We start from the raw sequence: 13,836 nt of genomic DNA, 5'->3' as shown, positions 1-13,836 counted from the left end.
CATGTCGCAGATTGCAAAAAGATTTTACAAACAACGTGTTGCCCTTAATGTGCTGGCAAAAGATATCGCCAATGCCAAAGAGGTTTTCGAAGCGGCGGAAGGCAACGTGCTGGTCGGAGTGCTGTCCAAGGACTATGCCACGGTAGAGGAAGCCGTGACGGCGATGAAGCAGTACGGCCGGGAAATCGACGACGCGGTGTCGATCGGCCTCGGCGCCGGCGATAACCGCCAGGCGGCGGTCGTCGCGGAGATCGCCAAGCATTATCCCGGCAGCCACATCAACCAGGTGTTTCCGGCCGTCGGAGCCACGCGGGCCAATCTTGGGGCGCAGGACAGCTGGATCAACAGCCTGGTGTCGCCGACGGGCCAGGCCGGGTACGTGAATATTTCCACCGGCCCGGTCAGCGCCGCGCAGCAGGAGCTTGCGGTCGTTCCGGTTAAGGCGGCGATCGCGCTGGTGCGCGACATGGGCGGCCACGCGCTGAAATATTTTCCGATGCAGGGGCTCAGCCGCGAAGACGAGCTGCGCGCCGTAGCAAAGGCCTGCGCCGAAGCGGATTTTGCCCTCGAGCCGACCGGCGGCATCGACGTGGACAACTTCGAAGCTGTTTTACGGATCGCCCTGGAAGCTGGAGTTCCGCAGGTGATTCCGCATGTGTATTCCTCGATTATCGACAAGGCGACTGGCAAAACCAGAGTCGAGGACGTGCTGCTGCTAACCAAAATCATGAAAAAACTGGCGGATCAATATGCCTAAGCGCATTGCGGCGTTCGGCGAGGTTATGATGCGCCTGCAGGTGCCGGGGTATGAGACGCTGCAGCAGGGAGATACGCTGAAATACTCTTTTTCCGGCACAGGCGTCAACGTCGTTTCCGCTTTAACCCGCTACGGGCATACGGGATGGTTGATCACCCGCTTGCCGGACAATCCGCTGGGCACCGCCGCCACCGTCTACCTGCGTAAGCTCGGCATCGATACCGCCCGCATCGTTCGCGGCGGCAAATACATCGGCATATACTTTTTGGAAAATGGCTTTGGCGCCCGGCCCAGCCGCGTTACTTACACGAACCGTCTGGAGAGCAGCTTTAACACCGCACCGGAAGGGACTTACGATTTTGCGGAAGTCGCGGCCGGCATTGATGGGGTTCATTTCTGCGGAATTACGCTGGCGATGAATGACGGCGTACGCGCGCAGATGAAATCACTCGCCGAAGCGGTCAAACGGCGGGGTGGCCAGGTGATTTTCGACTGCAACTACCGCCCCTCCCTCTGGGGAGAAGGCGGCTATGCCAAAGCCAAACCGCATTACGAGGAGATGCTGCGGCTGGCCGATATCGTGATGATGAACGAAAAAGACGCCATGCTCACCCTCGGCATGAGCACAACGAAGCGGGAACGGGAAGAGCAGCTCGCGGAGCTGATTCCGGGCGTGGCGGCAGAGTATGGCATTTCCTTGATCGCCGGAACGCACCGCTCCATCCACGGAGACAATTCTCATTCACTGCGCGGGTTTATATATAAGGACGGGCGGCTGGTCTTTTCCGAGCGGCTGACGTTTTCCGTTTATGATAGAATAGGGGCAGGAGACGCTTTCGCCAGCGGGATCATCCATGGCGAGCTGGAGGGCTTCGCCCCGGAGCAAACCGTCCGGTTTGCGGCCGCGGCGGGGATGCTGGCGCATACCGTGCCGGGCGACACCCCGATGGCGACGGAGGCGGAAATCCTCCGGGCGATGAAGCAAGCTTCCCCCGGCGATGTGGAAAGGTAGGGAACAGGGCCGTGAGTTTGTCCCGTAAAGATAGACCGCTATACTTGCAAATTAAAAACATCATTAAGGATCGGATCCTCCATGGCGTTTACCCGCTGGGGACGAACATCCCCTCCGAACCGCAGCTTGAGCAGGAATTTGCCGTAAGCAAGATCACCGTCCGCGGAGCGATCCAGGAGCTTGTTCAGGAAGGTTTTTTGGAAAAGGGCAGCGGCAAAGGCACCCGGGTGATCCGCAACAAAGCGGCCTCCAAATGGTCCAAATGGAAGCATTTCACGGAGATTTTGGTGGAGGATGGCCACCGTATCCAAAAAGAGTGGCTGAGCGCCGAAACCGTCCGCAACACAACGGAGTCGGAGCTTTACGGGCTGTTTGGGGAACGCTGCACCAAGCTGGAGCGGGTTTATTTTCTCGACGGCAAGCCTTATATTTATTACGTGCATTACGTGGCGCCGACGCGAAAAGAGTTGGAGCTGGCGGATTTGCGGGGTCACTCGTTCTACGAACTGCTGGAAGAGCAGGGCATTGTCCTGGATAAGCTTCGGGACGAGTTTGCGGTATCCGTTCCGCCGTCCGAAGCAAGGGAGTTTTTGCGCCTGGCCGAAGGGCTGCCCGTCCTGAAACGTTCGCGTTATTCGCGGGATGCCCAGGGCAAAGTGGCCGAATTCAGTATCGGGTACTACAATACGGAATTGCAAAATTACGTCGTCGATTACGATGCGTAACTGTAGCGTTCATTCGATTGAATAAAGGCTGTCCCGGCAGGCGGTTAAGGCCGCTTCGGGAGAGCCTTTTTTAAGATTACAATTTATAACTCTACTTTTGGTGCGGCCGGCTCTATAGCGTTCGTGTCTTGGTATCCCCTGCATGCTGCTTTGCACGATTATCCCTTTTGTTCAGGGGCAAGGGTCGGGGGCTCTTTCTAATAAACCTGTCTAATAATCTCGAACCTGTCTTCTTCACCCAAACATATCTTCTTCTCTTGAATAGATCTTCTTCTCTGCTTCCTGATCAAATGGGATAATCGTGCAAAGCGCCCGGATAGCGGATGTTGATCCGGCCAACCCACCGAAATAATTCGGACGTTTTCGAAAGTTTATGGGATATTTCCTCCGAAAAGCCGGGGCTATAATAGCAGTAGGGCATATATAAAGGGCTTACATGAGGAGGAACACAGATGAAGATTACGAGGCATCCGGACAATCCGATCGTGGTACCGGGAGGTTTTGAATGGAGAAAAGTAACCGTATTCAACCCGGCGGTGATTATCGATAACGGCAAATTTTATATGATCGAGCGGACGGCGGGATCGCTGACCCCGTGCAAAAACTTTCTGGGGCTGTTGGAAAGCGAAGACGGTGTGCATTTCACCCATGTGAAGGACGAGCCAATCGTCACGCCGGACATGCTCGGATTCCCTTACGGCAGCGTCCAGGACCCGCGGATCGTCAAAATCGACGATACGTTTTATATGAACTACGCGCTGCGTCCGTGCGCGATGAGCTACTATCCGACCGGCCGGGGCGTGCCGGAGCGCTCGATTCCCGAATATCCGGACGGCTGGGGCGAGCAGGAGGGGCATTGGCTGACGCGCTCGTCGATCCTCGCCTCCAAAAACCTGATCGACTGGGAGTTTGTGTCCGACACGACGCCGCTGGACATTAACGACCGCGACAACATTTTGTTCCCGGAGAAAATAAACGGCAAGTTCGTGCTGCTGCGCCGGCCGGAGGAATATGTGGGCGAAGCCTACGGCACAGAAAAAGCGGCGATGTGGATCACCTATTCGGATGATCTGATCCATTGGGAGGAGCCGAAGTTGCTGGCGAAGGCGGAAAACCCGGCCTGGGAATCGCGCAAAATCGGCGGATCGACACCTCCGGTACGCACCGATCGCGGCTGGCTGGTGTTGTACCATGGGGTGGACGACGAGGTCGTGTACCGGGTCGGCGCGATGCTGCTTGATCTGGATAATCCGGAAAAAATCATCGCCCGCACAAAAAACTTCATCATGGAGCCGGAAACGTATTACGAAAAATTCGGCTACCAGATTCCGAACGTCATTTTCCCGACGGGGAACGTGGTGAAGGACGGCCTGCTCTACATCTACTACGGGGTGACCGACACGGCGATCGCGCTGGCCACAGTACCGGTAGAGGAACTGGTCGACTACATCCTGAACGAACCTCAAGCTTGAAGCTTGTTCCATGGAATGACCGCGTCAGAGCGGTTATTCTCAGAAGGGATTTGCAAACGCTTACTGAGGCATCGTAAAAATGAAATAAGAATGTTAGATTATATAACATATTTTTCTGTGACTAAAACCTGAACCGTCAAAATCACCTAAATATTTTGGATATAATCAAACATTTGTGGGATATAGTCGAATATCCGCTCCTTTTATAATAGGTAATATAACGGATGAAGATAAGAAACGGATCATCATTTGTTATGTTTCGGAATTAATTTTAAAATAACATGAGAAGAGGGTTGATTATGGGCAAAACACAGAGAGGCAAAAAAGTGGTACTGCTCGGTTTGGTTGCGGTGCTGTCCCTGTTTGCGGCGGCTTGCGGCAACGAAAATGCGGCCGGAGGCGGCAGCGGCAACGCCGGCGCGTCAGGCGGGACGGAAACGATTACTTTGAACATGATGCATCCGTGGACGTCCCCGAACGTGGACAACGAAGTGTACAAGGCGCGGATCGCCGAATTCGAAAAAGAGCATCCGAACATTGTGATCAAGCAGGACGGCGTGCCGTCGGCCCAATATAAAACAAAGCTGCGTACCTTGGCGGCGGCCAACAATTTGGCGGACATCAACGTCGTATGGCCTGGCGCGGATCTGGCCCCGCTCGTCGCCGGCAATCTGCTGGAGCCGATCAACGGGATGATGGATAACTGGGGTTCGATCCTGCCGGAGAGCGCGCTTGCCGGATTCAACGTGGACGGACAGCAATATGCGATTCCGACCAAACAAAACTTCGTGGACATCATTTACTACAACAAAGAGATGTTCGCGCAAGTAGGTTATGATCAATTTCCGGAAACCTACGATAAATTCACCGATGCGGTGAAAAAGCTGAAAGCGGCGGGGATCACCCCGATTTCGCTTGGCAACAAGGAGCAATGGCCGCTGCAATCGTCTTACATTTCGATCATCGGCGACCGCTTTACGGGCAGCGATTTCCTGCCGGCGGTACTGGCGGGAAAAGCGAAGTTTACCGATCCGGAGTTCGTCAAAGCGTTATCGGTCATCGACGAGCTGACAAAGCTGGGCGCCTTCAATACGGACGCCAACAACATGGACTCCGTGCAAGCCCAGGATTATTTCATCCAAGGCAAAGCGGCCATGCATGTTTCCTCCGCGACCGTTGACGGCAGAGTGCGGATCAACAACGAAGAGGGAGACAAGTTCGGCATCGCCTTGTTCCCGAGCGTAGAAGGCGGCAAAGGCGATCCGAAGAAAAGCGCCGGCGTTGTGCAATACGGGATCGCCATTAAGAGCGGGCTCGATGAGAAAAAGAAGCAGGCTGCCGAAGAGTTCATGAAATTTTTTGTAAATGAAGACCTTTACAAAGAGTTGATCCGCAACGGTGTTGTCGTGCCGGCGAAAGTGGAGATTCCGGACGATGCCAGCCCTTATTTGAAAGAAATGCTGGCGTTGACCGGGAACGGGACGGCTCCGGTATTCGACAGCGTCATTCCTACGCAGGTGGTGGACGTCCTGCAAAACGGGCTGCAGGCGCTGACGGTGGGCCGGGGCACGCCGGAGGAGCTGGCTAAGGAAGTTCAGGAAGCCATGGATAACATGAACTGATTTAAAAATCAGCCTTGAGGAGAAAACCCGATTACCGGGTTTTCTTCATTCATAGGCCGTAAAAGCAAGGCATGAGCCTAATCTCGACATAAAGGAGGGACCTGAAGATGCAAACTTTGCGAGGAACGAAGCTGGCGATATTTCTCGGCTTGCTTCCGGCGCTGATCATCTATGTGGGCATTGCCATCGTTCCGATCGGGCTGTCTCTGTATTATTCATTGATGGATTGGAACGGCATCGGCGGGATGAAATTTATCGGTCTCAAAAATTTCGCGCACATTTTAAGCGATGACACGTTTTGGCTGTCGGTCAAAAACAACGTTATCATCATGGTGACCGGCCTGATCGGGCAAATTCCGCTGGGGCTGCTGCTTGCGCTCCTGCTCAACCGCGGCCTGAAAGGTTCCGGCTTCTTCCGCACCGTCGGCTTTATGCCGGTCGTCATTTCCTCCGTAATGGTGTCCCTGATTTGGGGCATGATCTACAACACGGAGTACGGCATGCTGAACAATCTGCTCGGCTTTCTCGGCCTGGACGGCTGGAGGCAGAACTGGCTCGGCGATAACCGCTGGTCCATGCTGGCGATCAGCATCGCCTACATCTGGCAAAACTGCGGGCTTTATATGGTCATTTTCCTGGCAGCGCTGCAAAACATTCCCGACGAGGTCAACGAGGCCGCCGAGCTGGATGGAGCAACCGGATTTAAGCGCACCTGGCGCATAACGATTCCGATGATCCGCAGCACGATCATGGTGGGAGTCGTTTACAGCATCAGCAATTCCTTCCGCGTTTTTGACCTGATTCAGATTTTGACTGGCGGCGGTCCCGCTCATCAGACGGAGGTCATGACGATCCATATGTACAACAGCGCCTTTATGAACATGCGTTACGGTTACGGCAGCGCCGTGTCGATCCTGATCTTGCTGTTCAGCCTGATCGTCATCAGCTTGGTTAACCGTTTGGGCCGAGAGAAAGATGCTTAAGGAGGGAGGGATTTGCCATGCGTAAAAAGTCCTTAGGGTTTCGATTATTTGCGTACACTTTTTTGAGCCTATTCGCTATTATGAATATAGTCCCGCTTTTTTGGATGGTGGTGAACTCCTTCAAAAAGGAGCAGGAATATGCGGCCAGCCCGTTTTCGCTGCCGGAAGGCCTGCAGTTCTCCAACTATACGGAAGCGTGGAAGGTCGCGCATATGGACGTTTATTTTTTGAACAGCATCATCGTCACGTTTGCTTCCTTGCTTGTGACCGTATTTTTCGGGGCATTGGCTTCCTATTTTCTGTCGCGGTTTGAATTCAAGCTGCGCGGCTTGACCTACGGATTGTTCCTGCTGGGCATGCTCGTGCCGATTCACGCGACGCTGATTCCGATTTTTCTGATTATGCAGAAACTGCATTTTCTCGATACGTATTTATCGCTTATTTTGCCGTACACGGCGTTCCACCTTTCTTTGACGATCATTATTCTGGAGGGCTTCATGCGGGGTTTTCCCAAAGATTTGGAGGAATCGGGCGTTATGGACGGCGCGGGGATTTTCCGGATCTTCTGGTCGATTATTCTCCCGATCACCAGACCGGCGCTCGCTACCGTTATTATTCTCAACTTCATTTATAATTGGAATGAATATTTGTTCGCGCTCGTGCTGATCAGCTCGGCCGAACTGAAAACGCTGCCGCTTGGCCTGGCCAACTTCGTCGGCATCGAAACGGCAAGCTTCACGTTGCAAATGGCCGCGTTGACGATGGCTTTGATCCCGATCATTATCTTTTACCTGCTGCTGCAGAAACAGCTGGTCACCGGCATGACGGCGGGCGCGGTCAAAGGGTAGGCGATAGGGACAGGCGAGCGGAAGGCCGCCCGCGCCAGGCAAGAACTGGCGGTAAAGCTGCCTGCGCAAGACAAGAACTGGCGTGACGAACGGCCAACGCACATGACAATGAAGCTAACGGACACCAGAGACGTTAATCGGCCGAAAACAGGGGGTTGAAAATTGTAACGGACACAGGCGCCGTTATGCCCTCAAAACGGCTCAAATGATCTCCATCGGAGCCAAATAAGGTCTTCCGTGTCCGTTAAATCGGGAAATACCCGGGAAATGGGCAAATAAGGTCATTACAGTCCGTTACAGCGCTTATCGGCCAAACATACGACCCCACGGAGGCGACAGCATGATGACAAGCTACAGAAAGGTTCTCGGCAACTTTGGCTTAAAACGGAAAGCGCTGGTCATCTTTTTGCTCTTTGTCATTTTGCCGACCTTCGGCGTTGGTGTGGTTGTGCAATACCAATTTAACAAAGTGTTGAGGAACGAATTCATCAATTCGACGAAACGAAATTTAGACAATGTCGTGGGCCAGCTCGGCGAGCAAACGAAAATGGTCGAGGACATCGCCAATTATTTGATATTGAGTCCGGACATGAGGAACTTTCTAAGGACCTCCCCACCGCTTAGCAGTGAACAGCAGGCGAACCTGAAACGCAACATCGAGGATTTTCTGACGTTCCAGCTGATGTCGAAAGCCTATATCCGGTCGATCGAGATTTCCGGGTTTAACGGCAGCTTTATCGAAATGGGCGAACCGTTCAGCGGCGACGAACAAAGGTGGGAGCAGGCCGCCAAAGCGCGGAAAGGCGCGATCACCTGGACCCAAGGTTACACGCTGCACAGCGATTGGAACGGAGAAGTCCGCGTGCTGTCGATGTTTCGCGTTCTCAATTCCTACAGCCAGATTACGAAACCGCTCGGCCGGTTGATCATCCGTATGGATGAAGCGAGTATCGTCGGTTTGCTGGAAAAAGGAATCTTCAAGGACGGGGCGGGCAGCGTTTTTATCGTTGGTGCCGACGGGCAGGTCATTTTGGGATCGCAGGATCATATGCCAAGCGGCTTCAAGCCGGATGCTTTGCTTTTGGACAAGCTGGCTTCCGGCCGGGGCGATCTGACCTACGAGGTGGAAGGCAAACGTTATTTGACGATTTACAACCGCATGGAGAACACGGACTGGCAAGTGATCGCGATGATCCCGGAAGACAAGGTTGCCGAGGAGTTCCGCGGGATCAAGCTGACCATGCTGGTGATTTTGACGGCGATCCTCCTGCTCGGGTTAACGGCTTTGATCGGTTTTCACTATACGATTATCCGTCCGATTTTGCGCCTGAAAAAAGAAACCAACAAAGTCACGACGGAGATTTCAACGCGCGGGTGCCGGTCGGTTCCAATGATGAAATTTCCGAATTGAACCGCAAATTCAACGAGATGGTGCAAACGATCCAGCAACTGATCGAGCACAAATACAAGCTGGAACTGAGGGAGCGGGAGTCGGAGCTGAAGCTGATGCAGAACCAGATGGACCCGCATTTTTTATACAATACCCTGGATATGATCCGCTGGACGGCACGTTTGGAAAAAGCGGCCAAGTCGAGCCAATTGATCGAAATGCTGTCGAAATTTTTCCGTTCCAGCGTGAATAATGGGAGTTATCAAACGACGCTGCGCAAGGAGCTGGAGTTTGCCCAGTCCTATTTGTATCTGCAGCAGCGCCGGCTTGGCGACAAGTTGAAATATTCCCTTTATGTGGAGGCGGGGCTTGAGGAAGCCGCCACCCTTAAAGCGACGATTCAACCGCTGGTGGAGAATTTCCTTAAACACGGATTGGACCGCAGCAAGCCGGTAAGTGAAGTGCGTGTACGCTGCTATGCCCGCGAAGGCGAAATCTGGGTGGACGTCATCGATAACGGCAAAGGGATGGCCCCCGGCAGGGAAGAAGAGATCCGGGCGGCCCTGGAGCATTCGCCAAGGAGCGGCAACCGGGAGGGCGCCATGCACAACATACACGAGAGATTGTCGATCTATTTTGGGCAGGATTATGGTTTGCAAATCGTTAAAACTTCGGGCAAAGGGACGTGGGTACGGCTCCGTTTTCCCCATACCCAAGGCCAAGAATTAGGGGGTGAGCACTGTGATTCGTAATCCTTATTCGAGCATGGCGTCCGGCGGAGCGGATAAGCGCATAAAAATGCTGATTGTGGATGATGAGTCGGTGATCTGCGAAGGGCTTCACTATACGATCGACTGGGAGGAGCTTGGCGTGGAGGTCGTGGGAGAGGCCTATGACGGGCAAGAAGCGCTGCGTTTGGTCGCGGAACAAAATGTCGACCTGCTGCTCACGGATATCCGCATGGACGGCATGGATGGACTGGAGTTGGCCGCCCGGCTGCGGCAGGACCATCCCGAGGTACAGGTGGTCATGATCAGCGGTTATGAGGACTTTGGCTATGCGCGCCAGGCGATCCGGCTTGGGGTCAATGATTATTTGCTGAAGCCGGTCGATATCGAGGAATTGACGGATGTGGTCAAAAAAATCGTCCAAGGCATCCGCGTGCGCCAAAACGAGAGCAGCGGCCAGGAAATCAAGCTTTGGCTGTTGGGCATGGCCCGTCATGGGACCGCATACGGAAAAGAGGCGCCGCCTTCGCTGCAGGGTGTCCAGTTCCGCATTTTGGCCACCCAACTGGCCGATTTCCACGAACGGTTCGCCAATATGGAGCAGGAGCGTTATGAAACGGTCCAGGAAGCCTGGCTTCGTGGGCTTCACGGCCATTTGGAGGACGCTTCCTTCCGAGCGGTTTCTGTCTTTGACCACGATAATTTGCTGATCACGCTGCTGCTGTCGGAGACACGGGTCAAGCCGAAAATTTGGGACGATTTGCTGGCCTCGGCCATACCGCCGCTGGCGCCTTTCGAGGACGGACGCATTTACTGCGGCGCTTCCCGGATTTACGAAAACCTGGCCGATACCGCCGACCGCTGCGCTGAAGCCGCCCGGATGATGGCCTACCATGTCCTGGAGGGCCGCCAGGTTCTGCTGGCCGGAGATGACGAAGAGCTGGCGGCCGGCCGGAAGCTGCCGGACTTCAATATCGCGGGTACGGTGCAGCGCCTCGTCTCCGCATTGTTCAAACAAGACCAGAGGGAAGTCAAAACGCTGGTGGAAGAGATGTTCCGCTTTTTCCGCGAATCGCGGTTTTTGCTTGCGGAAATCGTGAAAACGTACGAGGAATTGTTCGCGCTGCTGCGCCAGCGCCTGCGCAAAAGCGGCATGACCGGGTTGGACTTTGGCCAACAAGGCCAGCCGGATCTGAACATTTACAACTCCTATGCCGGGCTCGAAGCGATCGTTCTGAAGGATCTGGAGGAGCTGCAGCGGCTGATCGATAAGAACGGGATCGACAAGTCCTACTGGATTATCGAAAAGGCGAAAAAATTCATCATCGAGCAGCACCGCACCGACCTCAAAGCTTCCGAAGTCGCCTCCTGGCTGAAAATCACGCCGAGCTATTTCAGTTATATTTTCAAGCAAAGCACGGGAAAAGGCTTCACCGAATACATGAACGAAATGCGGATCGAACATGCCAAAGACCTGCTCGCGACGACGCATGACAAGGTGTTTGAGATCGCCGACAAGGTCGGCTACAAGGAATATAAATATTTCGTGTCCGTGTTCAAATCGTATACGGGCATGACGCCGAAGGAATATCGCGGGCTCAGCGTCAGCAAAGATGCGGCTGCGGACCCAAATGAATAGAGGCCGATAGAACGGGGGAAACGGGATGGAAAAATACAAGCAGTCTGCGGCACCGGTGGAGGAGCGGGTAGAGGATTTGCTCGCCCGGATGACGCTGCGGGAAAAAGTAGGGCAGCTCAATCAGCGGATGTACGGCTGGGATGCCTACGTCCGGCAGGAAGATGAAATTGCGCTCACCGGGGCGTTTAAAGAAGAGGTGGCCCGCGGCGGGGGAATGGGGGCGCTGTACGGCTTGTTCCGCAGCGATCCCTGGTCGGGCGTAAACTACGAAAACGGCATCACCGCGGCGGAAAGTGCCAAAGCGGCGAACATGGTCCAGCGGTACGTGCTGGAGAATACCCGGCTCGGCATCCCCGTGCTGTTGACGGAAGAATGCCCGCACGGCCACCAGGCGCTGGACGGGACGCTGCTGCCGGTCAATCTCGGCGCCGGCGCGACCTGGAATCCGGCGCTGATGGAGCGGGCGTACGCCCATGTGGCGGCGGAAATCCGCAGCCGCGGCGCTCATGTCGGCCTGGTCTCGGCGCTGGATATTTTGCAGGAGCCCCGGTGGGGGCGCTCCGAGGAATGCTTCAGCGAAGACCCTTGCTTGGCCGCCAGGTTTGCCGAGGCCGCAGTCCGCGGGATGCAGGGCGACGACCCGGCGAAGCTGGACGAGCCGGACAAGCTTGCGGTCGTGCTGAAGCATTTATGCGCGCAGGGAGCGGCGCAGGGCGGCCGCAACGCCGGTCCGGCGGCGATCGGGCCGCGGGAGCTGCGGGAGATCCATCTCCCGGCAGCCCGGGCGGGGGCGCTGGCCGGAGCCGCCGGCTTCATGGCGGCGTACAACGAGATCGACGGCGTGCCCTGTCATGCCAACCGGGAGCTACTGACCGGTATTCTCCGCGACGAGTGGGGATTTGACGGCATCGTGATGGCCGACGGCTGCGCGGTCGACCGGCTGCTGGCGCTGACGGGCAGCCACGAATCCGCGGCTGCGCTGGCGTTGACGTCCGGCGTCGACCTCAGCCTGTGGGATACGGCTTTTTCGACGCTGGAGGAAGCGGTCTTGCAGGGGCTGGTGCAGGAAGCCGACATCGACCGGGCGGCCGCGCGCGTGCTGCGGTTGAAATTCCGGCTGGGGCTGTTTGACCGGCCGTATGTTCCGGAACTGCGGCCGGCGAGTGTTGTCGGCAGCCCGGAATTTCAGGAGGCGAACCTGCAGGTCGCCCGCGAAGCGGCTGTACTGCTCAAAAACGCCGCCGGTTTGCTGCCGCTGGCGCCGGGCGTGAAGCGGATCGCGGTGATCGGGCCAAACGCCGACCGGCTGTACAACCAGCTCGGCGATTACACGAGCGTACAGCGCGAAGGCACCGGTATTACGGTGCTGCAGGGCATCCGCTCGTGCGCCCCGCAAGGCGTGGAGATCGTTCACGCCTTGGGCTGCGGCATCCGCGACCGGAGTGCGGCGGGGATCGCGGAGGCAGTGGCGGCCGCGCAAGGCGCGGACGTCGCGGTGCTCGTGCTGGGCGGCAGCAGCGCCCGGCAGTTCGGCGGCGACTTCGACAGCAACGGCGCGGCCATCGTCTCGGAGGGCAGTCCGTCCGAGATGGACTGCGGCGAAGGCGTCGACCTCGCGGACCTGTCGCTTGGCGGCGTGCAGCGGGAGCTGGCCGAGGCCGTCGCCGCCACCGGTACGCCTGTCGTCGCCGTCGTGATCCAGGGCCGGCCGCATGCGCTGACCGGGATCGTCGACCTGTGCGGCGCCGTCCTGTGCGCTTGGTATCCCGGCACGCAAGGCGGCCGGGCGGTCGCGGAAATCCTGTTCGGGAAGGTGAACCCAAGCGGCCGGCTGCCGGTTTCACTGCCGCGTTCCTCGGCCCAACTTCCCGTTTATTACAATCAGAAGGACCCCGGCCGGCCCCGCGTCTACGTCGATATGCCTTCTACGCCACTGTACCCGTTTGGTTACGGGTTAAGCTATACGACTTTTGCCTATGCGAATCTGTCGTTGTCGCGGGACGCCGTCTCGGCGGGCGAGTTGGAGAGCGGGGAGAAGGTAACGGTGCGCGTGGAGGTGGAGAATACGGGGGCCTGCAGCGGAGCGGAAACGGTCCAGCTGTATATCCGGGCCCGCGAATCGGGCATTACCCGGCGGATCGCCGAGCTGAAGGGGTTCCGCAAAATCGAGCTGAACCCGGGAGAACGCCGGACGGTCGAATTCGCCCTTGGCCGCGAAGAACTGGGCGTCTGGAACCGCGAGCTGCGCTTTGCGGCCGAGCCGTGCCGGATTGCCGTTCAAGTCGGCGGCAACAGCCGCGATACGATCTCTGCGGAGCTGGCCGTGACGGGTTGAGTCGAGTGAACAGGCGAATGAATGGACGAATGAACGTCTTCCGCCAGAGTGCGAGAAAAAGCGCGAGGACAGGAGTACTTAACTTCTGTCGGCTCGCGCTTTTTTGCTAGCACCTGCGCGGATAGAGGGGACCAAATGCAAAAATACATTTGATTTTTCCGCTAACCCCCATTTTCGAGCAAGTGAAATGCAAAAGTACATTTGATTTACAGCCATTCGATAAAAAAGTCTCTTTTGACCGGATATGAACTGCACTTTTGCATTTGAACCACCCGTTTCGAGGAATCTCGACAAAAACCGCCTGCACTTTTGCATTTCATAGAAG

The 13,836-nt window shown here is 56.1% G+C and carries 11 protein-coding genes; all 11 read left to right on the top strand.

What is annotated here, in order from left to right; genetic code table 11:
* Position 1 precedes the first annotated feature (1 nt).
* Positions 2-757, top strand: a complete 756-nt coding sequence (gene dagF, locus EHV15_RS31270) for a 2-dehydro-3-deoxy-phosphogluconate aldolase (protein WP_128634697.1) — start codon at positions 2-4, stop codon at positions 755-757.
* Entirely contained in the window at positions 750-1,769 is a 1,020-nt protein-coding gene (locus tag EHV15_RS31265) for a sugar kinase (protein WP_128634696.1), read from the top strand. Before dagF ends, EHV15_RS31265 begins: the two co-directional genes overlap by 8 nt.
* A gap of 11 nt (positions 1,770-1,780) precedes the next feature.
* Entirely contained in the window at positions 1,781-2,494 is a 714-nt protein-coding gene (locus EHV15_RS31260; protein ID WP_128634695.1) for a GntR family transcriptional regulator, read from the top strand.
* Between the two features lie 452 nt (positions 2,495-2,946).
* Positions 2,947-3,966 (top strand): glycoside hydrolase family 130 protein, encoded by a 1,020-nt coding sequence (locus tag EHV15_RS31255; protein ID WP_128634694.1) that lies wholly within the window; start codon positions 2,947-2,949, stop codon positions 3,964-3,966.
* A gap of 299 nt (positions 3,967-4,265) precedes the next feature.
* Entirely contained in the window at positions 4,266-5,588 is a 1,323-nt protein-coding gene (locus tag EHV15_RS31250) for an extracellular solute-binding protein (RefSeq protein WP_178076000.1), read from the top strand.
* A gap of 107 nt (positions 5,589-5,695) precedes the next feature.
* Complete coding sequence (locus EHV15_RS31245; RefSeq protein WP_128634692.1) at positions 5,696-6,571, top strand: carbohydrate ABC transporter permease; 876 nt, start codon at positions 5,696-5,698, stop codon at positions 6,569-6,571.
* A 17-nt stretch (positions 6,572-6,588) separates the two neighbouring features.
* On the top strand, positions 6,589-7,419 hold the full coding sequence (locus tag EHV15_RS31240; protein WP_128634691.1) for a carbohydrate ABC transporter permease: 831 nt from the start codon (positions 6,589-6,591) through the stop codon (positions 7,417-7,419).
* 340 nt (positions 7,420-7,759) lie between these two features.
* On the top strand, positions 7,760-8,830 hold the full coding sequence (locus EHV15_RS37695) for a cache domain-containing protein (RefSeq protein WP_246061842.1): 1,071 nt from the start codon (positions 7,760-7,762) through the stop codon (positions 8,828-8,830).
* The gene (locus EHV15_RS37690; RefSeq protein ID WP_246061841.1) at positions 8,794-9,561 is read left to right on the top strand and encodes a sensor histidine kinase; all 768 of its coding nucleotides are present in this window, start codon (positions 8,794-8,796) and stop codon (positions 9,559-9,561) included. The genes EHV15_RS37695 and EHV15_RS37690 overlap by 37 nt, the downstream gene beginning before the upstream one ends.
* Positions 9,551-11,176, top strand: coding sequence for a response regulator transcription factor (locus tag EHV15_RS31230; protein ID WP_246061840.1), 1,626 nt, complete (start codon positions 9,551-9,553; stop codon positions 11,174-11,176). The genes EHV15_RS37690 and EHV15_RS31230 overlap by 11 nt, the downstream gene beginning before the upstream one ends.
* Before the next feature lie 25 nt (positions 11,177-11,201).
* Positions 11,202-13,511 carry a glycoside hydrolase family 3 C-terminal domain-containing protein gene (locus EHV15_RS31225; RefSeq protein ID WP_128634690.1) on the top strand — a complete coding sequence of 770 codons (2,310 nt, stop codon included), beginning with the start codon at positions 11,202-11,204 and terminating at the stop codon, positions 13,509-13,511.
* Positions 13,512-13,836 lie beyond the last annotated feature (325 nt).

It is taken from the genome of Paenibacillus oralis (assembly GCF_003863965.1).
GTDB classification, from domain to species: Bacteria; Bacillota; Bacilli; order Paenibacillales; family Paenibacillaceae; genus Fontibacillus; species Fontibacillus oralis.
This window is presented reverse-complemented; position numbering and strand designations above follow the sequence as displayed.